This is a genomic window from Stenotrophomonas sp. GZD-301 (genome assembly GCF_049310345.1).
In the GTDB taxonomy this organism is placed as follows: Bacteria; Pseudomonadota; Gammaproteobacteria; order Xanthomonadales; family Xanthomonadaceae; genus Stenotrophomonas.
On sequence record NZ_JBMOWY010000017.1, the window covers coordinates 37,081 to 61,191 of the forward strand.

Here is a 24,111-nt window from a genome sequence, read left to right on the forward strand (position 1 = left end):
GCCGGCGCGGTCTTTCGAGGAGGGTTTTTCATGCAACGTAGGGAATTCATTCTGGCCAGCGCCGCCGTGGCGGCCACCAGCCTGCTGCCGCAGACGCCGGCATGGGCGCGTGGCCGCAAGGTGCGGCTGGGCGTGATCGGCACCGGCATGCGCGGTCAGGTCCTGCTGAAGGAACTGGTGCGCCGCGACGACGTGGAGGTGGTGGCGCTGTGCGACATCGAACCGATCATGCTCGGCCGCGCCGTGGAGATGGTGGCCAAGGCCGGCAAGCCCGCGCCGAAAACCTACGGCCAGGACCGCGACGTGAACGCCTACAAGCGCCTGCTGGAGCAGCGTGGACTGGACGGTGTGATCATCGCGACCCCGTGGGAGTACCACGCGCCGATGGCCATTGCCGCGATGCAGGCCAAGGTCGCGGTCGGCTGCGAAGTGGTCGCCGGCATCACCCTGCAGGACCACTGGGACGTACTCAAGACCCAGCTCGACACCGGCACGCCGTACATGCTGCTGGAAAACGTGTGCTACCGCCGCGATGTGATGGCGGTGCTGCAGATGGTGCGTACCGGCCTGTTCGGCGAACTGGTGCACCTGCAAGGCGGCTACCAGCACGACCTGCGCGGGGTGAAGTTCAACTCCGGCGATCCGTCCCAGCCTTACGACAGCGGTGTGGAGTTCGGCGCCAAGGGCTGGTCCGAGGCGCGCTGGCGTACCGAGCATTCCGTGCAGCGCAACGGTGAGCTTTACCCCAGCCACGGCATCGGCCCGTGCGCGATGTACACCGGCATCAACCGCGGCAACCGCTTCACCCACATCAACGCGTTCGCCAGCAAGGCGCGCGGGCTGCACGAGTACACCGTGGCCAAGAGCGGCGGCACCACCCATCCGAGCACGAAGGTGACCTTCAAGCTCGGCGACATCGTCACCACCACGCTGGCCTGCGAGAACGGCGAGACCATCCTGCTGCAGCACGACACCTCGCTGCCGCGTCCGTACTCGATGGGCTTCCGCGTGCAGGGCACCAAGGGCCTGTGGATGGACGTGAACCAGTCCATCCACATCGAAGGCCGCAGCCCGCCGCACAAGTGGGAACCGATCCAGGCCTACCAGGACCAGTACGAACATCCGCTGTGGAAGCAGCACGCCGCCACCGCCGCCAGCGCCGGGCACGGCGGCATGGACTGGTTCGTGATCCATGCGTTTGTGGAGGCGCTCAAGGCCAAGGCGCCGATGCCGATCGACATCTACGACGCCATCACCTGGAGCGCGATCACGCCGTTGTCCGAGCAGTCCATCGCCAACAGCTTCCAGACGCTGGAGTTCCCGGACTTCACCGCCGGCCTGTGGAAGCAGCGCAAGCCGATCTTCGCTTTCGACGGGACGTACTGAGCGGCGCCGTCACCGCGACGGCCACCACCAGAGCCACAACGCCGCCGCGCCGGAGCCCATCGCATGGTCACCCCGGCCGGCGGCGATGTCGTCCACGCCCTGCCTGAGCAGGGCCAGCGCGCCGGCGTCCAGACGCAGGCCGGCCCGGTCGCCCTCGTGCTCCCACACCCAGCCGTCCACGGCGGCGTCATGCCCGATCCGGACCGAGCCGGGCGCCTCCCATGCCGCACGGCGGTTGTTGGGGACGGCGAGCAGCGACGGGGATGGCGGCGTCACCTGCACCGTGCGCGCCGCGCCGGTGCCATCGGCCAGCAGTGCATCGATCAGCCCCTGCAACGACGCGCAGCCGGCCGCATCACTGCTGAGGTGCCAGCCGGGGTAGTAACGCTGATGATCGGTATAGCGCCACAACGTGGTCGTGCCGCGCTGCTGCCAGGCGTGTGAGGATCGCATGCGCGCATTCTGCACCATGCCATCTGCGTTCGCGCGCGCACGAACACACCCACAAGGGGGAGGGCGGGGAACAGGGGGAGATGGTGCGCCCGGAGGGATTCGAACCCCCGACCAATGGCTTCGGAAGCCACTACTCTATCCGGCTGAGCTACGAGCGCGTTGTGTACTGCTTCCCGCTGGGCTGCCCGTTGCGGGCGGCCGGACCGTCGAGACGGCGCGGGAGTCGCATTCTAGCGGTAAACGCGGCGCAGGTCTCCCCCCTCTCCGAATGTGCCGTCCGGCAGCGCTCCGGGCGGGCCCAGGCGGTATCCTTTACCGATGGCTTACGAACGTTTTGAAACGCCCGGGCAGGCGTCACCGTCGCGCTGGCGGCACTACTGGAAACTGATGCGCGCCGATCGCCCGATCGGCACCCTGCTGCTGCTGTGGCCCACCTGGTGGGCGCTGTGGCTGGCCGCCGGCGGCCTGCCGCCGCTATGGACCCTGTTTGTGTTCACTGCGGGCGTCTGGCTGACGCGTTCGGCCGGCTGCGTCATCAACGACTACGCCGACCGCTGGCTGGACCCGCACGTCAAACGCACCAAGGACCGCCCGCTGGCGAGCGGCGCCGTGTCCGGGCGCGCGGCGCTGGTGCTGTTCGCCGCGCTGATGCTGGTGGCCTTCGCGCTGGTGCTGACCCTGAACGCGCTGACCATCGGGCTCAGTTTCATCGGCATCTTCCTGGCCGCCAGCTACCCCTATCTGAAGCGCTACACCCACCTGCCGCAGGTCTACCTGGGCATGGCCTTCGGCTGGGGCATCCCGATGGCCTTCGCTGCCGTGCAGGGCGAAGTCCCGGTGATCGGCTGGCTGCTGTATGGCGCCAACATCCTGTGGTCCACCGCGTACGACACCTGGTATGCGATGGTCGACCGCGACGACGACCTGAAGATGGGCTCGCATTCCACCGCGATCCTGTTCGGCGATCTCGATCTGGTCATCCAGGGCATCCTGTACGCGCTGTTCCTGGGCGCGATGGCGCTGGTGGGCGTACGCGCCGGGCTGGGGCTGGCCTACTGGGCGGGCGTGGCGGTGGCCGCCGGGCTGATCGCCTACGAGTTCTGGATCGCCCGCAAGCGCGAACGCGAGCCGTGCTTCAAGGCGTTCCTGCACAACAACTGGGTGGGCGCGGCCCTGTTTGCCGGTATCGCCGCCGCGCTGGCGCTGGGCTGAGGCCCGCCGGTCTAAGACCAATAGGCGACTGACAGCCCCGCCGGCAGCGCACAGAATCGGTCCCATTGAACACCTGGGAGGGTAACGATGGGCACCTCGACGACAGTGCGGGATGGGTGGATGGCGCGCGCGGCGCTGCGGTCGGCCGCGTGGGCCGAGAAGTGGTTCCCCGATGCCTACGTGTTCGCGGTGCTCGGCGTGGTCATCGTGGCCGCTGCCGCGATCGGCTTCGGCGCCACCCCGCAGGCCACCGCCAGCGCCTTCGGCGATGGCTTCTGGAGCCTTATCCCGTTCACCATGCAGATGGCCTTCGTGGTGATCGGCGGCTACGCGCTGGCGACCGCGCCGGTGGTGGCGCGCTTCATCGACGTGCTGGCCCGGGTGCCGCGCACCGGCCGGGGGGCGGTGGTGTATGTCGGCCTGGTCAGCATGCTGGCGTCGCTGCTCAGCTGGGGCTTCTCGCTGGTGTTCGGCGGCCTGCTGGTACGCGCGCTGGCGCGCCGCGAGGACCTGACGATGGATTACCGCGCCGCCGGCGCCTCGGCCTACCTCGGCCTGGGCGCGGTGTGGGCGATGGGGCTGAGCTCGTCGGCCGCGCAGCTGCAGGCCAACCCGGCCTCGATGCCGCCGGGCCTGGTGGAGATCACCGGCGTGCTGCCGTTCACCGAAACCATCTTCCTGTGGCAGTCCATCGTGCTGACCGCCGCGCTGATCCTGGTCTCCCTGCTGATCGCCTGGCTGACCGCCCCCGGCGCGGCAACCGCCCGCACCGCCAAGGACTTCGACGGCGCGGCCCAGGCCGAGCCGGCGCCCCTGCAGGCGCGCACACGGCCGGGCGAATGGCTGGAGTACAGCCCGCTGCTGACGGTGCTGCTGTCGCTGCTAGCTTTCGGCTGGCTGTTCGGCGAGTTCGCCAGCAAGCCGCTGGTCACCGCCATTGCCAACCTCAACACCTACAACTTCCTGTTCATTTCGCTGGGCCTGCTGCTGCACTGGCGGCCGCGCAGCTTCCTCAATGCGGTGGCCAAGGCGGTGCCGAGCACCACCGGCGTGCTGATCCAGTTCCCGCTGTACGGCGGCATCGCGATGATCCTCACCCATGCCACCGGGCATGGCGATGAAACCCTGGCGCATCGTCTGTCCAGCCTGTTCGTGCACGTGGCCACCACCGATACGTTCGCGCTGGTGATGGGCGTGTACTCGGCGGTACTGGGCTTCTTCGTCCCCTCCGGCGGTGGCAAGTGGATCATCGAAGCGCCGTATGTGATGCAGGCAGCCAACGAACTGAAGGCCCACCTTGGCTGGGCGGTGCAGGTCTACAACGCGGCCGAGGCGCTGCCGAACCTGATCAATCCGTTCTGGATGCTGCCGCTGCTGGGCGTGCTGGGGTTGAAGGCGCGTGACATCGTGGGCTTCACCTTCATCCAGTTGCTGGTGCACATTCCGCTGGTGCTGGGCCTGCTGTGGCTGCTGGGCATGACCCTGGCCTACGTGCCGCCGGTCATGCCCTGAGCCGGGCCGGCGTGCCGGTCACGGCCAGGCGTCGGCCGGCAGGGTAAGGGCAACCTCGATCAGGATGGCAAGCACGGCGTCCGCACCGGCCGGGCCCACCAGGTAGCTCACGCGTGCATGCACGCACCGGTGCAGCGCCACCCGGAACAGGTGTGGAAGACGTGGCAGGTCGCGGCGCACCTTCTGCACTACGGCGTCCAGTTCTTCGGACAGTGCCAGCAGCGGCGCCGCCTCGGGGTCGGCGATGGCGCCCTCCAGGGCCAGCCGCAGCACGCCGTAGCAGGCGCGGATACCCCGCGCGGGCGGCAGCGCCGCCGGCAGGTCGGGGCGCTGGTCCTGCGCCCAGGCCGCGGCGACATCCAGCAGCTGGCTGTGGGCCGCAGGACCGGACAACGCCATCGTCAGCGCGGCGTCCCACTGCCGCTGGGCGTACGGGTCGCCCGCCAGCGCGAGGTCGCCCTCCCGCAGCAGGCGCTGGTACAGGAGCGCCACCGCGTCGCGCTCGGCCTCGGGCGGCGTGGCCGCGTTTTCCAGCTCACGCAGGGTGGCGTAGTCCATGAGGGGCTCACGTAGTTCCGGTGCCTGGTGACGCGCCCAATGCCGGATGCGGATGTCCGCAGCGGTATAGCCGGCATCGTCGGGAGCCACCACGTTGATGGCGTCACGCAGCACCGAACAGAAATGCAGGTCGCGTGGATAGGGGGCAGCGCCCGCATCGGTGCTGTCGAGGGCATCGGCATCGTCATCGACACGGGGAGTGCCGGCAGACGTGCTCTGCGCGGCCTGCAGCGCTTCGCCGAACCGGGTCACGCGCTCATGGAACAGCCGGCGCGAACGGGCAGTGGCCGGGTCCGGCGGCATGCCGGCCGGGGCCGGTGCCAACCGACGGCGTGCGGCATGGAAATCCCGGCTGCTGCTGCCTGCGAGCGGCGCGCACATGCGCGCATGCAGCCGGGGCAGGGTGGCGCCGGCGATGTCGGTGGACTGCATCGGCCACACGCCCAGGGAGGTGGCGGCCGCGACCAGCGGCTCGGCATCCTTCGGCAGGCCCTGGTAGTCGATCACTACCGCGTGATGCTTGTCCGCGTGCGGCGCATTGATGGTGGAGATGGCAGCGGCCAGCGCCTGTGCCGGCAGCATCGCATCCACGTACAGCAGCGCATGCCTGGCCCCTGCCGGCGGTGGTGGCGCGTTCACTGCCACCAGCTCCACCGCCGCCTCTTCCACGGGGTTCATGCGACTGGGGCGCACAATGCAGCTCTCCCGCCCGGCCCGTTGCAGTGCGGCGTGGTAGGCCGGCTGCTGTTCATCGCGCACGATCAGGCGCGCCAGCAGGTCGCGCTCGGCGCAGCGGGTCTGCTCCATGAGGTGCCGGGCGATGTCGGCGGCAATCCCATCGGCGCGCGCGGCGCATGCCGCAGGGGTATCGGCCGCCGCGTCCCACCCGGCGCCGGCGCGCGTTGCATGGAATACCGGCACGGTCACGCCGTCGTCCACGGCCTCGGCGGCGCTGTAGACGTACAGCAGCTCGCCGGAGGTGTCGCCGTCCACGGCCATCGCCACGGGCAGGCATGACAGGGTCAACCAGGCCGAGCGCGGCAGCGCCGCCCGCAACTGTGCGCGCACGGCCGGCGGCCCCGACCAGACGCCTGCGTCCACCCACAGCACGACATCGTGGCCGCCCTCATGTGCAGGCAGATCGCGCTGCTCCCGCAGGACCTGGCGCACACTGGCACTGACCGGCCCGTGCTCATCGCCACGCAGGAAACGCGCCAGCGTTTTCGCCCCGACCCGGGGTGGTGCGGGCCACGCCGTGCTTTTTCGCTGGTCCACGCGGACCGCCGCGCCGTTGGTGACATGCAGTACCCGGCAGCTGCGCAGGTGCGGGTCCTGTTGCAGGGCCTCCAGCAGCCAGTGTGCGGTCAGCCGCAGGCCACTGCCGCTGGACAGGCAGACCTGGCCGCCATTGCGGCGCCCGCGGGCATCGCCGGTACGCAGCTGCGAGAGCATCGCCTGCACGGCGCCGAACTGGCCAGCGTGCGCGATGTGCCGCCGGCCGTCGGGCCCGGCGTGGGTGAAGCAGCGCAACAGTCCCAGCAAGCGGGCTGGCGCCAGCAACCCGCTCAGCAGCTCCGCATGTACGCCCCGCGGCACAGCGCCGCTGATGCCGTGCAGGCCGTCGCGTGCCAGCGCCGCCTGCACACTGGAGCGCACGTACAACCGCCCGGCGCGCACCGGCCGCGCCGGACGTTCCTGCCAGCGTTGCCAGCCGCTCGCTGGGGTGCCGGGGGCCGCGTAGCGGCCGCCACGCCGGTCCAGTGCAAGCAGCAGCTGGGCGAAGACGTACGGCTGCCCGGTGCAGGCCTCGCGCTGGAAACCCAGGTGGCGTGCGATGGCCTCGTCATCGCGTGCCCAGCGCCCGACCGCATCACGGCCGCAGCAGGCCACCAGCGCCAGCGGCAGTCCGTTGACGTAGGCCACCAGCTCCAGCACGCGCGGCGACCCGGGCGGTTGCGGGCCAAGCGGTACGTTGGCACCAACGTCAAAGCAGTTGGCGGCTGCATCCGTCCAGTCCACCAGCGGCACGCAGACGCTGACGCGCCGGCCATCCGGCAGCGTGTCTTCCACGGTGGTGCCCTGCAGCAGCGTCTGCACATCGCGGGCCGCGCCGTGTGGACCGTGGGTGGTGGAGGTACGCAGCACGGTAGCCATCACCTGCTCGATGGCCGTTTCCGACAACGGCCACTCGCTCTCGCCGTGGGTGAAGCGGAAGCCCTGCAGGTAGTGGCGCAACCGCGTCATCAGCACCACGCCGTCCTGCCGATGCAGCCGGCGGCGCGGCAGATAGCGCCAGCCGAGACGCAGCAGCCAGCCCAGTGCGGACCGCTGCACGAGAGTATCGAGGGGAGGAGAGGGAGCCGACATTGACGCAGTGTGTACGAGGCTGCGCCCTGCCCGCTGTGTGCATCATTCCGATTCCTGCTGCTGCTGGTGATTGATCTGAATTGGTTCCAGATTGATTCTCGAATCCTGATTGCGCGCATCAATACATCTGCCGCTCATCGCGACCCGCGAACCTGGTGAGGCCCTACGCCACTACCACTGCATGCAGTGCAGATGCGGCAGCGTCGTGTGTGCGTCACTGCCCCCCATGTGCGAGACCGCGCAGGTCCGCATCGATGTGCTGGCCGATCTGTGCCAGGGTGCGGAACAGCGTCCTGCGTTCGTCGCGCAGCCCGGCGGCATCGATCGGCGCGGTCGCCTGGACCTCGGTGAGGTAGCGGGCGATGCTCAGCGACCCCTCATGGCGGGCCAGTTCGGCGGCCGTCGCACGGTAGGAGAATCCCGGCACCGCCACCCGCTGCTGGCAGGTGGCGATGACCCGTGCCACCAGGTCGGCCGGCAGCTTCGGGCCACGACTGCCACGGCATGCGGCCACGCGCGCGTCGATGAACAGCACATCGGTGTCGTCGCGCTTTCGGCGCAGCACCAGCAGCGCGGTGGCCACCGGCTGGCCGGCGAACAGGCGATCGGGCAGGCCGATCACCGTTTCCAGCACGTGCGCCTCGAGCAGCCGCCGACGGATGGCCGCTTCTTCCCCGCCGCGAAACAGCACGCCATGCGGGACGATGATCGCCATGCGCCCCTGCTGCGGGTCCAGCAGCTGCAGCATGTGCTGGATCCAGGCCAGGTGGCCGCGCTGCCGTGGCGGAACGCCGAGGCCAAACCGCCGGCGCGTTTCTTCCGCCGACGTTGGCGGATTCCACGGCAGGGAGAAGGCCGGCCGCGACAGGCAGATCTGGACGTGCTGCGGGACGCAGCCGCGCGCGGGCGGCTGTTCCAGCGGATCGCCGCGCCCCAGGCCGTGGGCGTCTTCCCCGTGCAGCATCAGCCGCAGGCGGGTGCGGGCCCATTGCAGCGGGTCGCGTTCCTGCCCGTACAGCACATGCCGGCGCGCGCCGTGCTGCGTGCGCGCCCAGTGCGCGCAGGCGAGCAGCAGCGCCCCGCTGCGGCAGTCCGGATCGCTGATCGCGTCGTCCTCGCCGGGGTCCAGCAGTGCGGCCATCAGATGCGCCAGCGGGTCAGGGACATGCCCGTCAGCGGTCTGGGAAGGCGCACCCGCCACACGGTCCAGAAGGCGATCGACCGCCGCTCCGATGTCCCTGCGGCGGGCGCTGCGCAGGCATTGGGCGTCCAGCGCCGGCACCGCCATGCGGCCCAGCAGGTGCGCCAGGGCCGCATCCTGGCGGTCCTGGCCGGAAGGCAACGCGTCCTCCAGGCGCAGTGGGGCGAGGACGTCCTCGAGTGCGGCGGGATTGGCGGCTGCCAGGCGCTCCAGAGCAGTGAGCAGGCGGTGCCGGTTGCCAGCCACGAACCGTTGCCGATGCAGCCGCTCGAAGCGCGCATCGATGGGCACCTCGAGCTGCTGGGCACCGGGCGACAGCGGCTCCCAGCTCAACGCCGACAACGCGCTGGTTGCAGGATCGCGGGCAAACGCCTGGCTGTCGCTGGCGATCTTCAGGACCAGCAGGGCCAGCACCAGGTGGACGCTGGCCTGCCTGTCGGGGGCGCCGGCAAGCGTGTCGCAGGCGGCGGTCAATGCGGCGAGCGTGGCATGCGTACCGGTGCCACGGGCAGGAGCGGTCGTGCTCACGCGACGGCTCCGTTGAGCATCCGCTCGGCAACGGCGGCAAGTTGTTGCTGACGGTTGCGGATCAGGGCTTCCAGGCAGTCCTGTTCATCGCGCACACGACGTGCCAGGGCCAGGACCCGCTGTTGCTGGATCAGGGGCGGGACCTGCACCGGCAGCACGTCCAGCACGCTGCGGCGGATGCTCTGCTGCCGTGATCCGGCCGACTGCCGGCGCAGGTAGTGCTGGGCAGGCGGCTGGTTGAGCTGCCAGGCCAGGAATGCCGGCAGCAGCACCTGCGGATGCTCGACCCGGATCACATACAGATGGGGGCTGCACAGCGTCGCAGGCTGAGGGTCGCGCAGCAGCATGGCCAGCGGATGGTTGCCGCGACCGGCGATCAGGATGTCCTGGTCGCGCACCCAGTCCGGTGTCTTGCGGGCACGCAGTACAGTACGCAGGAGTGGCGCATCGGGGCGCAGTGCATCTGCGGCCAGATCCTTCAGCTGGATCACCTGCACGTCGCCTTCCGCAACGGCACGGATGGCGCCGCGGAAGGGGTGCCCCTGGCGGACGGTGGCGACAGTGCCGAGCAGGTGGCGGGAGGTGACGGCGTGCATGGCGTACACCATCGCGTGGGCCGCTCGAGACCGTCAACACGCGCGAGTGCACCAGTTCGAATGGTGCATGTTTGTTTCTAGTGGAGTGTCGGAACTGCGATGAAGCTCGCAGGAGCCGGGCGCGACTTTCAACAGTTTCATCTCTGAATCTGTGCTTCGCCAAATACACCATCAATTGAAGTCACGCGGCTGCGCAGCAGGTGGGCGCCCGTCAGGCGCGGGCGGGGCACCCATCCCCCTGTTCAGCACCCGCGCGACGCGGTGCATGACGACATGGCGAGGTGTCATGAGGCACGGGTGTGCCCTGTGGCGCAAAGGTTTCCGGCGTTTGGTGGAGTGCCGGTGGGCGAATTTACGCGGTTGTATGAAAACGGCCACGCACCGTTAACCTCTCCCTGCACAGCATGTCACCGACCCCGGCATTCCGCCGGCGGCCTCCGGAGACCCGACATGGCACAGCAGCGCAATCAGAACCCGCAGCAGAACCAGGAACGCGGGCGCGATCAACAGCAGCAGCAACAGCAGGAACAGCAGCAGCGCAACCAGAACCAGCAGCAGGGTTGGCAGGACGAAGAAGAGTGATGCCGGCCGGCCATGCCCGCCAGCGAAGCCCCGCGTGATGCGGGGCTTCGTGTTTCAGGGCGGTGTCACGCGCTGTGGACCTGCCAGCCGAGCGCGGCATCGCGCAGCATCGCCCCCGCTGTGACGCCGCCAAGGCGCACCTGGATTCCCTGCGCATTGGGCAGCGCGCGCTGCTCCGGAAACCAGCGGCGGGTGGCATCCACCACGATCAACAGGCCTTCGTCATCGCCGAGCGGCGCGAAGTGCGGTGTGGGCGTGGACAGCGGTGCAAGCCCGAAGGCGGCCTCCACCTGCGCCTGCGTGGCCGCTACCGCGGCAGCCGGCAGCCCGACCTCGCTGATGCAGGTCATCTCGCTGCCGTGGAAGGCGCCGGTGCGCTCCGATGCGGGCAGGCGGCGCCGCGCGATCAGTTCCAGAATCAGCCCATCCGGGCCGGTGAAGTAGATCGACTCGGCATCCCAGCTGCCGCCAAAGTCGAAGTGCTCGCGGCCCTCGGCATCGCGCTGCCGCTGCGCGCGTGCATCCAGCCAGGTGGTGGCCGCGGCGAAGCGATTGTGCGGCACGGTGAAGGCCAGATGCACCCCGCCCACCGGCCGCGCGCCGGCGGGTTCGAGCTGCAGCGTGCTCCAGCCGATACGGACCTGGTCTGCACCGGCCTCCAGTTCCAGCACGGTGCGGAAGTAGGTGGCGACGGTGCCAGGATCGGAAACAGGCAGCAGGAGATGTTGGATGCGCATGGGGACAGAGTGCGACGCGCATCGCCTGCGTGTCCAGCGCAGACCGGTACCCGCGGTCAAAGCGCTGCAACATCCGGCAACGCGGTGCCTGCCACGTGCTGCCACGCTGTGCCTGCCGCATGTGCCTCGCGCAGTGCGGTGCAGGCGCGCTGCATCCCCACCCCTTGAGGATGCAGCGCGTCCTGCCCTGTTCACCAGAGGAGGGGGCGAGATGGGCATCATCGATGGCAGGCCGTTGGGGCTGGCGGCGGACGACGCAGCGCAGGCAAGGTTGGAGTCGGACGTGATCTTCGGCTGCGTGTTCCTTGGTTTCCTGCGCGACGCGCTGCAGCAGGGCGTGGTGCTGTGCTGGGACGTGGACCCGGCCGATCCGCCCGCGCAGGTGGAGCAGGGCATCCAGGCACTGCAGGGCGTGCTGGAGCGGCTGGTGGCGCTGACCGGCATCCAGACCGACACGGTGCGGGTCGGCCAGAGTCCCCGCTACGAACCGGCACGCCGCCAGATCGCCATCGCCGCCGTCTCGCGCCCGCACGGCGACGATGCGGCACGGCAGGCGCGGCGCCAGATCCAGTGGACGCCCGAGGTGGAGCAGCGCATCACCGAACTGCTGGACAACGATCCGCTGATGGAACAGAACCTCGACGCCGAGTTCGGGGCGTACTACGGCATCGTCGATCATCCCGACAACACCAACCCCCTGGTGATCAGCTCGGTGCGCCGGTTGATTCCGTATGCGGACGAAGGCGGCCGCTGGAACCGCCGCGTGCCCGGGCATGGTCTGATCCACTACGACGACCCGGCCTGGACGCTCGAACAGGCCCGGCAACTGCCCAAGCAGGCCGGTTCGACCGAAACCGCGTCGCGCATCGCGGCGTGGGACGGCGAAGGGCATGTCTGCGGCTACTGCCACGGCATGGTCTGGGCGGTGGCACAGGTGCGGTGCAACTTCCCCGACGGGCGTCCGTTTGAACTTGGGCTGGGCAGGAACACGCACAAGCTGGCGTCGTGCTTCGGCTGCAGCACGTTCCTGCACGCCAATGGCCTGGCCCCCAGTTCGATGCACCTGGGGCGTTCGGATTCGTGGGTGCCGCTGCCCGAAGGCGAAGACGGCGTGGCCGTGTTCAACCTCGGGCTGGGCAACGAGGCACGCCACCCCGGCATCGTTGCCGGCTTGAACGCGGCATGGGCGACGCACGTGGCCTGTTGGCTGGTGGCCGGTGCGCGCATCGCCGCCCAGGACACCGCCCGGGTGCCACCCGACGTGCGTGCCGTTGCGCGTACGCTGCAGCGCGAGGCCAGCGCGCGCGGGCGCGATACCCAGGCCGTGGCGAACCTGTTCCTGGATGCGCTGACCGTGCACCAGAAGGATCTGCAGCGGCTGATGCGGTTTGTGGGGTAGCAGAAGCCCACCTCGACCGCCCCACCGAAGGACTACATTATGTTGGCCATCCTCGGCATCCTCGTGGGCTTCTTCCCGCTGGGTATCGTGGCCACCGTCCATGCCTGCCGCGTGTCGTCGCAGTTCCTGGCCGGCAATGTGGAGCAGGCCAGCGCATCGTCGCGCAAGGCGCTGCGCTGGTCGATCGCCTCGCTGCTGACGATACCGGCACTGCTGGTGGTGCTCATTGCATATGGATTGCTGACGCGCGCATTCGCCTGAGCTGCGCGAGATGACGCGCTCTGCCGAACCAGCGGCTGGTATGCGGCAGGCCATCGGTGGAGTGATGTTCCGCTGCGATGATGGGTCCCCGGCCTCACGTTCACCGGAAGGTGGCGCTATTCTCGGTCGCAGGACACAGGGGGATTCAGCGGATGAAGAGCAAACGGCACTACCTTGTGGTGGGGGTTGTAGCCTTGGCGTGGTGCCTGGTTGTTGCCGGCTACTGGGTGGGCAAGCGCCTGGCATTGGCCGAGAACTGTGATTCCGGCGCCAAACAGGTTGTCACGTGCCCGTCCCCTGCCGATCCAGCTGCCGGTAGCCGATAGCCTCGGCCAGGTGTGCGCGGGTGATGGCGGCACTGTCCTCCAGATCCGCGATCGTCCGTGCCACGCGCAGGATGCGGTGCATCGAGCGGGCCGAGAGCTGCAGGCGTTCGACGGCGTCTTCGAGCAGGTCCTGGTCCGCACTGTCCAGCCGGCAGTGGGTGGCGAGCAATGCCGGTGGCAGCTGTGCGTTGGGCATGCCGCCGCGCGCGAGCTGCACGTCGCGTGCGGCGATCACGCGTGCGCGCACGCTGGCGCTGTCTTCGCCGGCCGGCGCGTCGTCGCGCATCGCGCGCGGTTCCAGCCGTGGCACATCCACGTGCAGGTCGATGCGATCCAATAGCGGGCCGGACACGCGGCCGCGATAGCGGGCGATGGCGTCGGCGCTGCAGCGGCAGCGGCCACTGCGGTCGCCGGCCCAGCCGCAGGGGCAGGGGTTCATCGCGGCGATGAGCTGGAAGCGTGCCGGAAAACACTCGCTGCGCGCGGCGCGGGTGACCACGACGTGCCCCGACTCCAGCGGCTCGCGCAGCACTTCCAGCGCATGGCGGCTCCACTCGGGCAGTTCGTCGAGGAACAGCACACCGTTGTGCGCGAGTGAGATTTCGCCCGGGCGCGGATGCGAGCCGCCGCCCACCAGCGACACCGCGCTGGCGGTGTGGTGCGGCGCGCGGAACGGGCGCTCGCGCCAGCGTGCCGGGTCGATGCCGTGGGCGCTGCACGAGGCCACGGTGGCGGTTTCCAGCGCGTCGGCGTCGCTGGGCGGTGGCAGGATGCCGGGAAGCCGCGAGGCCAGCAGGGTCTTGCCGCAGCCGGGTGTGCCGAGCAGCAACAGGTGGTGGGCGCCGGCGGCGGCGACCTCGAGCGCGCGGCGTGCCTGGTGCTGCCCGCGCACGTCACGCAGGTCGGCGCTGGCCGGTGCGGGCGCGAAGGCGACGGTCGCGGCGGGCAGCGAGCGGCCATCGAGGCCGGCGCAGACTTCAAGCAGGGTGCGGGCGACGCGCACATCGGCATGCGCGGCGAGGGCAGCCTCGGCGGCGTTGGCCGGCGCGACCACCAGGGCGCGTTGCTCGGCGGCGGCGGCAAGCGCGGCGGGCAGCACGCCGTCGACACCGCGCAGTTCGCCGGTCAGCGCGAGTTCGCCGAGAAACTCATGGCCGTCCAGCGTGCGTGGATCTATCTGCCCGCTGGCGGCGAGGATGCCCAGCGCGATGGCGAGATCGAAACGCCCCCCTTCCTTGGGCAGGTCGGCCGGTGCCAGGTTGATGGTGATGCGCCGCTGCGGGAACTCGAACTGGGCGCAGAGCAGCGCGGCGCGCACGCGGTCGCGCGATTCACGTACGGCGGCGGCCGGCAGCCCGACGATCTGGGTATGCGGCAACCCACCGGTTAGCATCACTTCGATGCGCACCGCAGGCGCGTTGACGCCGGCCCGGGCGCGGCTGTGCACCAGGGCCAGGCTCATCTGCGTGCGTTCGGGTCATCGGCCATGCCGCCCACAATGGCGGTGCGTGCCGGTGTGTTCCATCAGCGCTTGCCGCACCCGGCGGTAGGCAAGCGCGCGGGCTCAGGCGGCGGGCGGTGCCGGGTCGCGTGCTTCCAGTTCGGCCACGACCTTTTCCAGCGCCTCCAGCTTCTCGCGCGTTTTCAGCAGCACGGCGCGCTGGACGTCGAATTCCTCGCGGGTGACCAGGTCCAGCTTGCCTAGCCCAGCCTGCAGGGCGGTCTTGAACGTGGCCTGCAGTTCCTCGCGCGACTGACGCAGGCCCGGCGGGACCATGTCGCTCAGGCGGCGGGCCAGGTCATCCAGGTGGTTGAGGTCGATCATGCTGTGCTCCGCGGGGTATACGCTAAGGATAATCCGCCACGGCGGCGCCGGCACCGATGACGGTGCATCGCGTTCACCGGCGGACAGGCGTTATCCTCGCTCGCCGGAAATACAGGAGCCCAGAAGATGAAGATGGTCATGGCGGTGGTCAAGCCATTCAAGCTCGACGACGTGCGCGAAGCGCTGGCCGAGCGCGGCGTCACCGGGATCACGGTGACCGAAGTCAAAGGCTTCGGGCGGCAGAAGGGCCATACCGAGCTGTACCGCGGCGCCGAATACGTGGTCGATTTCCTGCCGAAGGTGAAGATCGAAGTGGCGGTCACCGACGGTCAGGTCGACGAGGTGGTCGAGGCCATCGTCAAGGCGGCAGGCACCGGCAAGATCGGCGACGGCAAGGTGTTCGTCTATGACCTCGGCAGCGTGGTGCGCATCCGCACCGGCGAGCTCGATGCAGACGCGCTGTAACGCCCGGCAGCCCCGTAATGCGGGGCGCTGCCCCGCCCCTCAGGCCGCCTTGAACCAGCGATAGAAGCGCTTCCAGCCCCGACGCAGGCTGGCCACCCAGCGCGGGTCGGCCACCAGCGCGGCCTGCGAGGGCGTGGGCGTCAGGCCGGTCAGGCGCTGGCGCATCTTCAGCAGGTTCTTCATGTCGCTGCGGCGCAGCTGGCGGGAGACCGGGTGCACCGGCAACCAGCGCGGGCTGCGCCAGGCCGAGGTGAAGTCGACCAGGACCGGCACGCCCCCGCTGACCATCACATTGGTGCCGTGCAGGTCGTTGTGGGTGATGCCGGCCGCGTGCAGGCGGCCGAGTGCGTACTGCAGCTGTTCAAACACCTCCGCGCCCACGGACTGGGCGGCGCTGAGGGTCTGGCCGGGAATGAACTCCATGCCCAGTGCCAGGCCACCGATGGTGCCGAGCAGGGCCGGTGCGTGCTTCCAGCCGCTCAGGCGCTGCAGGATGCGGGCTTCACGGCGCACCAGCAGGCGCGCCAGCAGCGACAGCGGGGTGCCGCGGTAACGGGTGTAGTCCTTGACCACCGCCGGCTGGCCGTTGAGGCAGGTGCGGTAGACGTCGGGTTCGAGAAGGCGTTCGCCGCGCTTGAGCAGCTCGGCGGGGGCGGTGTCATCGACACACGGGGAAACGAAATTGTTCATGGGGGTCTGGGCGACCCGGCGGTCGGCGCAATGCGTCAGGCGTACCGGTGCTGCTTTCTAAGGCGAGAACTAAAGATTTCGTTAATTTTAGTACTCGCGAGTACACCAATCCAGCGTTTGTCGGAGAAATGTCGTAGGCGGACGTGGAACAGTTCGTCACGCAGAATCGGACAAAGATGTCTCAGTTCGCGCTGTTCCCTTATGAATCAGGCGGTTGCAGCGTCCGTTGATCGGGCGATGCGTGCCAGGAACGGCAGCAGTGCGTCGCGCAGCTGGTCTACCCCCGGCTGTTCGATGGGGAAATGCCCGCACTGCTCCAGCAGCACCCGCTGGCGTGGCGTGGCGAGACGCGCGTAGAAGCGGTCGCTGATCCGCACCGGCGTCCAGGCATCGCAGTCCGGGTGGACCATCAGCACCGGGCAGCGATCAAACTGCTCCGGCTCGAGCGCCGGGACGGTGTCGAACAGGGACGCCAACAGGCCCAGCGGCACGCGGTTGCCGCCGCCGAGCGGGTCGCCGCAGACCAGTGCGGTCAGTGCGGGGTCGCGGGACATGCGGTCCATGTGGGTGAACCAGCGCACCGGCACGCGCAGACCACGGGTGACCCGGCTGAGCGGACGCAGGGCAGGCAATAGCGCCCGCATCCACGGGCGTCGCACCAGGGCCGCCTGCACCTGACGGTCGCGGGGATCGGCCAGGGTGGTGGCGACCAGTCCGCGCACGTGGGGCGATTCGGCCGCCACCAGATAGGCCAGGTAGCCGCCGATGCTGGCGCCCAGCAGCACCACGGGGCGCGGGCGTTGCGCATGTTCGGCCTCGATCAGCGCCAGCAGCGTGCGCTTCCATGCGGCGTAGTCCACCTGCGTCCAGTGTCCACGGCTGAGGCCATAGCCGGGCAGGTCCGGCGCCAGTACCTCGTGGCCGGCCACGGCCAGACGCTGGGCCAGCGGCGCGAACATCCGCCCGTAGCCGCCGGCGCCATGAATCAGCACGACGGTCAGGTCGGCATCGGCCGGTCCATGCCGATCCAGCCACAGCGGACCCGCCGGCCCTGCGACGCACACGGCGCGGGGCGCGCGCGTGCCAGCCACCGGGTCGAAAAAGCCCTGATAGGCCTGGCTCAGGGGCGGATACGGATCGGCGGCGGCGTGGGGCATCGGCCTAGTCTAGGGCTCCGTTTGCCCCCGTCACGCTGAACCTGAGTCGCTGCCCGCTTGACCCCGACGCAGGCGCTGCGGACCATACGCTGTTGATCGCGACATTGGCGGCCGCCCCTCCACGGCACGTCCCCGCCCCCTGCCGCCTTGCCGGTGCCGGATTCTCCCGTGCACCGTTTCCCCATTTCAGGTCCGGCCCCGCCGGAGGAAGACTGATGATCAAGATCGTGCTGGCAGTGCTGTTCATCGCCTGCGTGCTGTACATCCATTACCGCGGCAAGGTGCGTGCGCGCTGGTCGCGCCAGCTGCTGGACCACTCCAGCTTCATGGCCCCGATCAACGTGATCATGTACATGTTCTCCAAGGTGCCGACCACGCCGTTCCTGGACCCGGGCAAGGAGTTCCCGCAGCTCGAACCGCTGCGCCAGAACTGGCAGATGATCCGCGACGAAGCGCTGGCGCTGCGCGATGCGGACAAGATCGCCGCGTCGAGCACGTTCAACGATGCCGGCTTCAACTCGTTCTTCCGCCGTGGCTGGAAGCGCTTCTACCTGAAGTGGTACGGCCCGTCGCACCCGTCGGCGAAGACGCTGTGCCCGAAGACCACCGCATTGCTGGAGTCGTTGCCGGATGTGCGCGCGGCGATGTTCGCCCAGCTGCCGTCGGGCAGCGAACTGCGCCCGCACCGCGATCCCTTCGCCGGCTCCCTGCGCCTGCACCTGGGCCTGGCGACGCCGAACGATGATGCCTGCTACATCGAAGTGGACGGCATCAGGAAGAGCTGGCGCGACGGCGAATGGATGATGTTCGATGAAACCTACATCCACCACGCGCACAACGAGACGCCGGACGACCGGGTGATCCTGTTCTGCGATATCGCCCGTCCGCTGCGCTTCGGCCTGCCGGGCCTGTTCAACCGTGCGGTGGCGTCCACGCTGCTGGCCGGTGGCGCCTCGCCCAACCTGCCGGGCGATCCGACCGGTGGCGTCAACAAGGCCTTTGGCGGCGTCTACAAGGTGCGGCTGAAGGCCAAGGCGCTGCGCGAGCGCAGCGTGGTGGCCTACCAGGTGATCAAGTGGGGTCTGGTGGTGGCGGTGATTGCCGGGATCTGGGCGATCTGAGCTGCGGTTGCCGGCCAGCGGCCGGCACTACCGGAACAAACAAAACCCGCGCTGTTGCCAGCGCGGGTTTTTTGTTGCCGCATCACATACCGGTAGGTGCCGACCGTTGGTCGGCACGCCTTCGATCAGCCCTTGAGGGCTGCCGCCACGAACGGCGGGGTGACCAGCACGCCGGTGTGCAGCGCGGCGGTGTAGTACAGGGTGTCGAACGACTTGGAGGCCGAATCGGCCTGGCGGAAGTCGAAGCTGCTCTGGCCCTTGCGCGCCAGGGTCACGCTCCACCAGCCGGTGGGGTAGCACGGCTGCGGGAACGGCAGGGTCTTGAACGAACCGAAGCCGGCCTTGCCCATCTCGGTGCGCATTTCGTTGATCAGGTCCAGCTGCATCAGCGGCGACTCGGACTGCTGCACCAGGATGCCGTCGTCCTTGAGCGCCTTGAAGCAGCTCTCGTAGAACGCCTTGTTGAACAGGCCTTCGCCCGGGCCCACCGGATCGGTGGAATCGACGATCACCACGTCCACGCTGCCGGCCGGGCAGTTGGCCATGTAGGCCACGCCGTCGTCGAACATCAGCTCGGCGCGCGGGTCGTCGTTGGACTCGCACAGTTCCGGGAAGTGCTTGCGGGCCATGACGGTGACCTGCTCGTCGATGTCGCACTGGGTCACGCTCTCCACGCCCGGGTGCTTGAGCACCTCGCGCAAGGTGCCGCAGTCGCCGCCGCCGATGATCACCACGCGCTTGGGCGCGGCGTGGGTGAACAGCACCGGGTGGCTGATCATCTCGTGATAGAAGAAGTTGTCCTTGCTGGTCAGCATGATGGCGCCATCGATGGTCATCAGGTTGCCCCAGTCGGTGGTCGCGAAGATCTCGATCTTCTGGAACGGCGACTGCACTTCGTCCAGCTTGCCGGTCAGGCGGTAGCCGATGGCCGAGCCGGTGCGCTCGAAGTGCTCGATGTACCAGTTGTTGTTGTCAGTCATGGAGAAACGGTCCTGTTCGGGGAGTTGGAGCCGGGCGGGCGGCGGGAGCCGCGTGGCACTAGCCACATCCGGACGGGTCGGCCTGTTCAGGTTCTGACCTGGGCACGGGCGCGGGCGCGCATGATAACGGAGCTGTCGCCATATAGGCGTTATCATGCACCCCCTTTTTTACCAACCAGGCCCACTGAAATGACCGATTGGTCCCTCGACCAAGCCCGCAAGACCTACTCGATTCCGCATTGGGCGGATGGCTACTTCGACGTGGATCAGGCAGGACACATGGTGGTGAGACCGACTGGCCAGGACGGCCCGGTGGTGTCCTTGCCGAAAATCGTCGACGCCGCCCGCGAGGCCGGCGCCAAGCTGCCGCTGCTGGTGCGCTTCCCGGACATCCTGGGCCAGCGCCTGGGCAAGCTGCAGGCCGCCTTCGCGCAGGCCCAGGCCGATTGGGAGTACCCGGGCGGCTATACGGCCGTGTACCCGATCAAGGTCAACCAGCACCGCGGCGTGGCCGGCACCCTGGCCAGCCACCACGGTGAGGGCTTCGGCCTGGAAGCGGGCAGCAAGCCGGAACTGATGGCCGTGCTGGCGCTGTCGCGCCCGGGCGGGCTGATCGTCTGCAACGGCTACAAGGACCGCGAGTACATCCGCCTGGCCCTGATCGGCCGCAAGCTGGGCCTGCAGACCTTCATCGTGATCGAGAAGCCGTCCGAGCTGAAGCTGGTGCTGGAGGAATCCAAGGCGCTGGACGTCAAGCCGGGCCTGGGCGTGCGCATGCGGCTGGCCTCGCTGGGTGCGGGCAAGTGGCAGAACAGTGGCGGCGACAAGGCCAAGTTCGGCCTGTCCCCGCGCCAGCTGCTGGACCTGTGGAAGTCGCTGCGCGACACCGAGTACGCCGACTGCCTGAGCCTGCTGCATTTCCACATGGGCTCGCAGATCTCCAACGTGCGCGACATCGCCAACGGCATGCGCGAGGCCACCCGCTACTTCGTGGAGCTGTCGCGCCTGGGCGCGAAGATCACCCACGTGGACGTGGGCGGCGGCCTGGGCGTGGATTACGAAGGCACCCGCTCGCGCAGCTTTTGCTCGATCAACTACGGGCTGAACTCCTACGCCAGCAACATCGTGCAGCCGCTGGCCAATGCCTGCGAAGAACACGGCCTGACCCCGCCGCGCATCGTCACCGAGTGTGGCCGCGCGATGACCGCGCACCACGCGGTGCTGATCGCCAACGTGTCCGAGGTGGAGGAAGCGCAGGAAGGCCGCGTGCCGGACCAGCACGATGACGAACCGGCGGCGATCCGCCACCTGCGCGAGATCCATGCCGAGCTCGACGAGCGTCCGGCGGTGGAACTGTTCCAGGAAGCCCAGCATTTCCATGCCGAAGGCCTGTCCAGCTATGCGCTGGGCCAGATCGACCTGCCGCAGCGTGCGCGCATCGACGACCTGTTCTATGCCATCGCCCATGCCGTGCGCGCGCGTCTGAGCTATGACGAGAAGAGCCATCGCCCGGCGCTGGACGAACTGAACGAGCGCCTGGTCGACAAGTACTTCGTCAACTTCAGCGTGTTCGAGTCGATCCCCGATGCGTGGGCGATCGACCAGGTGTTCCCGATCGTGCCGATCGAGCGCCTGAACGAGCAGCCGGCACGTCGCGGCATCATCGCCGACATGACCTGCGATTCGGACGGCATGGTCAAGACCTATGTCGAGAACGAGAGCCTGGACAGCTCGCTGCCGCTGCACGCGATGAACCCGGGCGAGAGCTACCGCATCGGCTTCTTCATGGTCGGTGCGTACCAGGAGATTCTGGGCGACATCCACAACCTGTTCGGCGACACCGACGCGGTGGAAGTGCTGGCCGATGCCGATGGCTACGCCATCACCCAGCAGCGCCGCGGCGATACCACCGATGTGATGCTGGACTACGTGGGCTACAGCCTGGCCGATCTGCGCGCGAGCTATGCCGCGCGCGTGGCGGCGGCGAACCTGTCGCCGGCGCGTGCGCAGGAGCTGTCCGATGCGCTGGAAGCGGGTCTGACCGGCTACACCTACCTGTCCGACGAGCCGCTGGTCTGATCGGCGCGGTCGACCGCACCTTGATGCGTGGCGCGGCGGCGCGATGAGCAGCCGCGCCATCATTCACCTGTTGCTGCATGCCGCGGTGCCGGCGCTGCTGGCGTGGCTGTTCTGGCGCAAGCGGTTCGCGTCGGCATGGCTGTTGCTGCTGCTGGGCTGGATCATCGACCTGGACCACCTGCTGGCCGACCCGATCTACGCCCCCAACCGCTGCAGCATCGGCTTCCACCCGCTGCACACCGCGCCGGCGATCGCCGTGTATGCGGGGTTGTGCGTGCCGAAGAAGACGCGGTTGTTCGGCATCGGGTTGATCGTGCACATCGTGCTGGATGCCATCGACTGCTGGTGGATGCACGCCGGCAGGTGAGGGTAGAGGGGGCGCACCCCATCGCTCAGCCGGCGGGCAGCGTCAACGTTGCGCGCAGGCCGAGGTGTCCATTGCGCAGTACCAGCGTACCGCCGTAGCTTTCGGCGATATCGGCCACGATCGCCAGGCCCAGGCCGCTGCCGGGCGCGCGCTCATCCAGGCGCACGCCACGGCCGAGCGCGCGCGTCAGGTCTTCCTCGGGCAGGCCACTGCCGTCGTCGTTCACGTCGATGCGCATGCGGTTGCCGACGTGCGCCACGGTCACCTCAACCCGGTGCGCGGCCCATTTGCCGGCGTTGTCGAGCAGGTTGCCGAGCATTTCCTCCAGGTCTTCGCGCGCGCCGGCAAACAGGCCCTGCGCGTCCGGATCGTAGTGGAAGGACACCTCGCGCCCGACGTGCACGCGCTGCATCAGCCCGCACAGGCTGGCCAGCACCGGCGCTACCGGCGTGCGCTGCTGGCTGTCCGCGCCGATGCCGGCGGCCAGGTAACGCTCAATGCTGGCCTGCATGCGCGCGGTTTCGCTGCGCAGGGTCTGCCGCCAGTCGCTGCCATCGCTCTCGGCTTCGGTGGCGAGCACGGTCAACGGGGTCTTCAGGGCGTGGGCGAGATCCTCGGCGCTGCGGCGCGCGCGCAGCACCATGCGTGCATGGTGGTCGAGCAGATCATTGAGCTGCGCCGCCAGCGGCGCGACTTCCTTGACCAGACCCTGCTGCGGGAAGCGCACCTGTTCGCCGTTGCGCACCTGCCCGGCGATGCGGCCAAGCTCTGCCAGCGGTCGCAGGCCGTAGTGCACCTGGGTGACCAGCACCGCGAACCACAGCGCGATCAGCACCGCCAGGGCCAGCGCGGTGCGCTGCCGGAACGCGCTGACCTGGGCGTCGAGTTCACTGCGGTCGGTGGCCACCACCACCTTCAGCGGTGTGGCCATGCGCGGCAACGTCACCTGCTGCGCCAGGGCGCGCAGCGGCTGCTGCAACGGCCCGGTGGTGTCGTAGGCCTGTGCCGGGCCGGTCCGCAGCGTGGCGGGCGTCAGCAGGGTGTCGTCCCACAGCGAGCGCGACTGGCCCAGCGGCTGGCCCTTGGCATCCTGCACCTGCCAGTAGGTACCGGAGAACACCCGCTGGTAGCGCTCGTCCGACAGCGCCCGACGCAGCTGCAGGCCGCCCTGCGCGTCGCTTTCGGCCAGTGCCAGCACCGCGATCAGTTCGTTGCCCAGGCGCTGGTCCATCGCCGCGCGCGCCGAACGCTCGAACATCGCGCCCAGCCACCAGGTGGCCACCGCCGAGACCAGCACCAGCCCCAGTCCTCCGGCGAGCAGCAGGCGCGTGCGCAGCGAACCGGTCATGGCGCGGCCGACAGCCGGAACCCCTGCCCACGGTGGGTGTGGATCAGCTCGGCGCCGAGCTTGCGGCGGATCCGCCCGATCAGCACGTCCAGCGTGTTCGAGTCGGGGTCGAAGCCTGCTTCGTAGACGTGTTCGCCCAGGCGCGACCGACTGATCACGATGTCGGGGTGATGCATGAAGTAGCTGAGGATGCGGTGCTCCTGCGGGCTCAGGTGCAGCAGTTCGCCATCCAGCTCGAAGCGGCCGGCATTGACGTCCAGCAGCAGCGGCCCGCACTGCAGGCGCGGGCTGGCGTGGCCGGCGCTGCGGCGGATCAGGGCGCGCAGGCGCAGCAGCAGCTCCTCGGGTTGGAACGGCTTGGTCAGGTAGTCATCGGCGCCGGCGTCGAAACCGGCCAGCTTGTCGTGCCAGCGGGCCCGCGCGGTCAGTACCAGCACCGGGAATCCCTGGCCGGCCTGGCGCCAGCGCTCGATCACGCTCAGGCCGTCCAGGCCGGGCAGGCCGAGATCGACCACCGCCGCGGCAACGTCCTCGATCTGCCCCAGCTCTTCCACGGCGCGGCCGTCGGCGCTGTGCAGCACCACGTAGCCGGCGTCCTCCAGCAGGCGCTGCAGGCGGCTGGCGAGCAGGGCGTCGTCCTCGGCAAGCAGGATCCGCATCAGTCTTCTTCCATCTTCAGCAGGCGACCGCTGCGCGCATCATAGTCGAGCTCCATCACCACGCCGTTGGCGCCAAGGATCTCGATCTCGTAGCGGTCATCGTCCAGGTCCACTTCCACCAGTTTGCCCGGATAGCGGCGCAGCGCGTCGGCGACGACCTGCTCCAGCGGCACATACCGGCCCTGGCGAACCGCCTGGCGTACTGCGTCCTGCTGGCGCGCGCCGCCGTCGAGCACCCGCGCGGGGTCCTGCGGGGCGATACCAAGCAACAGCGGCAACAGCAGCGACAGGGCAGACATGGT

General features: G+C 69.0%; 22 protein-coding genes, 1 tRNA gene and 1 pseudogene. 10 read left to right on the top strand and 14 right to left on the bottom strand.

Annotation, left to right across the window (positions count from 1 at the left end; genetic code table 11):
• The first annotated feature begins 30 nt into the window (after positions 1–30).
• On the top strand, positions 31–1,386 hold the full coding sequence (locus ACO6VK_RS04550; protein WP_422505767.1) for a Gfo/Idh/MocA family protein: 1,356 nt from the start codon (positions 31–33) through the stop codon (positions 1,384–1,386).
• A gap of 9 nt (positions 1,387–1,395) precedes the next feature.
• Here the strand turns inward: ACO6VK_RS04550 and ACO6VK_RS04555 are convergent, their stop codons facing one another.
• A complete protein-coding gene (locus ACO6VK_RS04555) occupies positions 1,396–1,839 on the bottom strand; it encodes a hypothetical protein (protein WP_422505768.1) in 444 nt (147 codons plus the stop codon).
• An 81-nt stretch (positions 1,840–1,920) separates the two neighbouring features.
• Positions 1,921–1,997, bottom strand: a tRNA-Arg gene (locus tag ACO6VK_RS04560).
• 160 nt (positions 1,998–2,157) lie between these two features.
• Between ACO6VK_RS04560 and ubiA the strand changes: the two genes are divergently transcribed.
• A complete protein-coding gene (ubiA, locus tag ACO6VK_RS04565; protein ID WP_422505769.1) occupies positions 2,158–3,051 on the top strand; it encodes a 4-hydroxybenzoate octaprenyltransferase in 894 nt (297 codons plus the stop codon).
• Between the two features lie 120 nt (positions 3,052–3,171).
• Complete coding sequence (locus ACO6VK_RS04570; RefSeq protein ID WP_422505803.1) at positions 3,172–4,563, top strand: short-chain fatty acid transporter; 1,392 nt, start codon at positions 3,172–3,174, stop codon at positions 4,561–4,563.
• Between the two features lie 18 nt (positions 4,564–4,581).
• On the opposite strand, the gene ACO6VK_RS04575 is transcribed toward ACO6VK_RS04570, so the two are convergent.
• From ACO6VK_RS04575 to ACO6VK_RS04585, 3 genes are all read right to left on the bottom strand, one after another.
• Positions 4,582–7,455, bottom strand: a complete 2,874-nt coding sequence (locus ACO6VK_RS04575; RefSeq protein WP_422505770.1) for a hypothetical protein — start codon at positions 7,453–7,455, stop codon at positions 4,582–4,584.
• Between the two features lie 247 nt (positions 7,456–7,702).
• Positions 7,703–9,217 (bottom strand): N-6 DNA methylase, encoded by a 1,515-nt coding sequence (locus ACO6VK_RS04580; RefSeq protein ID WP_422505771.1) that lies wholly within the window; start codon positions 9,215–9,217, stop codon positions 7,703–7,705.
• On the bottom strand, positions 9,214–9,813 hold the full coding sequence (locus tag ACO6VK_RS04585; RefSeq protein ID WP_422505772.1) for a restriction endonuclease subunit S: 600 nt from the start codon (positions 9,811–9,813) through the stop codon (positions 9,214–9,216). Before ACO6VK_RS04585 ends, ACO6VK_RS04580 begins: the two co-directional genes overlap by 4 nt.
• Positions 9,814–10,263: 450 nt before the next feature.
• On the opposite strand from ACO6VK_RS04585, the gene ACO6VK_RS04590 reads away from it, so the two are divergent.
• The gene (locus tag ACO6VK_RS04590; protein ID WP_422505773.1) at positions 10,264–10,395 is read left to right on the top strand and encodes a hypothetical protein; all 132 of its coding nucleotides are present in this window, start codon (positions 10,264–10,266) and stop codon (positions 10,393–10,395) included.
• Between the two features lie 65 nt (positions 10,396–10,460).
• On the opposite strand, the gene ACO6VK_RS04595 is transcribed toward ACO6VK_RS04590, so the two are convergent.
• Complete coding sequence (locus ACO6VK_RS04595) at positions 10,461–11,132, bottom strand: VOC family protein (RefSeq protein WP_422505774.1); 672 nt, start codon at positions 11,130–11,132, stop codon at positions 10,461–10,463.
• 211 nt (positions 11,133–11,343) lie between these two features.
• Here ACO6VK_RS04595 and ACO6VK_RS04600 point away from each other — a divergent pair, with 211 nt between their 5' ends.
• Complete coding sequence (locus tag ACO6VK_RS04600; RefSeq protein WP_422505775.1) at positions 11,344–12,531, top strand: hypothetical protein; 1,188 nt, start codon at positions 11,344–11,346, stop codon at positions 12,529–12,531.
• A gap of 33 nt (positions 12,532–12,564) precedes the next feature.
• Positions 12,565–12,792 (top strand): annotated as a pseudogene (locus ACO6VK_RS04605) (CD225/dispanin family protein); the annotation flags it as partial.
• A 282-nt stretch (positions 12,793–13,074) separates the two neighbouring features.
• Here ACO6VK_RS04605 and ACO6VK_RS04610 read toward each other — a convergent pair.
• Both ACO6VK_RS04610 and ubiK read right to left on the bottom strand, forming a co-directional pair.
• Positions 13,075–14,580 (bottom strand): YifB family Mg chelatase-like AAA ATPase, encoded by a 1,506-nt coding sequence (locus tag ACO6VK_RS04610; protein ID WP_422505776.1) that lies wholly within the window; start codon positions 14,578–14,580, stop codon positions 13,075–13,077.
• A gap of 102 nt (positions 14,581–14,682) precedes the next feature.
• Positions 14,683–14,943: a ubiquinone biosynthesis accessory factor UbiK gene (gene ubiK, locus ACO6VK_RS04615; protein ID WP_411852469.1), complete on the bottom strand. Its 261-nt coding sequence runs from the start codon at positions 14,941–14,943 to the stop codon at positions 14,683–14,685.
• Between the two features lie 126 nt (positions 14,944–15,069).
• Between ubiK and ACO6VK_RS04620 the strand changes: the two genes are divergently transcribed.
• A complete protein-coding gene (locus tag ACO6VK_RS04620; protein WP_017355128.1) occupies positions 15,070–15,408 on the top strand; it encodes a P-II family nitrogen regulator in 339 nt (112 codons plus the stop codon).
• 39 nt (positions 15,409–15,447) lie between these two features.
• On the opposite strand, the gene ACO6VK_RS04625 is transcribed toward ACO6VK_RS04620, so the two are convergent.
• Positions 15,448–16,098 carry an RIO1 family regulatory kinase/ATPase gene (locus tag ACO6VK_RS04625; protein WP_422505777.1) on the bottom strand — a complete coding sequence of 217 codons (651 nt, stop codon included), beginning with the start codon at positions 16,096–16,098 and terminating at the stop codon, positions 15,448–15,450.
• 206 nt (positions 16,099–16,304) lie between these two features.
• Positions 16,305–17,255, bottom strand: coding sequence for an alpha/beta hydrolase (locus ACO6VK_RS04630; RefSeq protein ID WP_422505778.1), 951 nt, complete (start codon positions 17,253–17,255; stop codon positions 16,305–16,307).
• A 215-nt stretch (positions 17,256–17,470) separates the two neighbouring features.
• On the opposite strand from ACO6VK_RS04630, the gene ACO6VK_RS04635 reads away from it, so the two are divergent.
• The gene (locus tag ACO6VK_RS04635; protein WP_422505779.1) at positions 17,471–18,376 is read left to right on the top strand and encodes an aspartyl/asparaginyl beta-hydroxylase domain-containing protein; all 906 of its coding nucleotides are present in this window, start codon (positions 17,471–17,473) and stop codon (positions 18,374–18,376) included.
• A gap of 125 nt (positions 18,377–18,501) precedes the next feature.
• On the opposite strand, the gene speE is transcribed toward ACO6VK_RS04635, so the two are convergent.
• Positions 18,502–19,356, bottom strand: coding sequence for a polyamine aminopropyltransferase (gene speE / locus ACO6VK_RS04640; protein WP_422505780.1), 855 nt, complete (start codon positions 19,354–19,356; stop codon positions 18,502–18,504).
• 189 nt (positions 19,357–19,545) lie between these two features.
• Here speE and speA point away from each other — a divergent pair, with 189 nt between their 5' ends.
• Both speA and ACO6VK_RS04650 read left to right on the top strand, forming a co-directional pair.
• Entirely contained in the window at positions 19,546–21,435 is a 1,890-nt protein-coding gene (gene speA / locus ACO6VK_RS04645; protein WP_017355132.1) for an arginine decarboxylase, read from the top strand.
• Positions 21,436–21,478: 43 nt separating this feature from the next.
• Complete coding sequence (locus tag ACO6VK_RS04650) at positions 21,479–21,802, top strand: DUF6122 family protein (RefSeq protein ID WP_017355133.1); 324 nt, start codon at positions 21,479–21,481, stop codon at positions 21,800–21,802.
• Between the two features lie 25 nt (positions 21,803–21,827).
• On the opposite strand, the gene ACO6VK_RS04655 is transcribed toward ACO6VK_RS04650, so the two are convergent.
• From ACO6VK_RS04655 to ACO6VK_RS04665, 3 genes are read right to left on the bottom strand one after another with little or no spacing between them, the layout of a single operon-like run.
• Complete coding sequence (locus ACO6VK_RS04655) at positions 21,828–23,150, bottom strand: sensor histidine kinase (protein WP_422505781.1); 1,323 nt, start codon at positions 23,148–23,150, stop codon at positions 21,828–21,830.
• The gene (locus ACO6VK_RS04660) at positions 23,147–23,809 is read right to left on the bottom strand and encodes a response regulator transcription factor (RefSeq protein WP_422505782.1); all 663 of its coding nucleotides are present in this window, start codon (positions 23,807–23,809) and stop codon (positions 23,147–23,149) included. The genes ACO6VK_RS04655 and ACO6VK_RS04660 overlap by 4 nt, the downstream gene beginning before the upstream one ends.
• Positions 23,809–24,108, bottom strand: a complete 300-nt coding sequence (locus tag ACO6VK_RS04665) for a PepSY domain-containing protein (protein ID WP_422505783.1) — start codon at positions 24,106–24,108, stop codon at positions 23,809–23,811. The genes ACO6VK_RS04660 and ACO6VK_RS04665 overlap by 1 nt, the downstream gene beginning before the upstream one ends.
• Positions 24,109–24,111 lie beyond the last annotated feature (3 nt).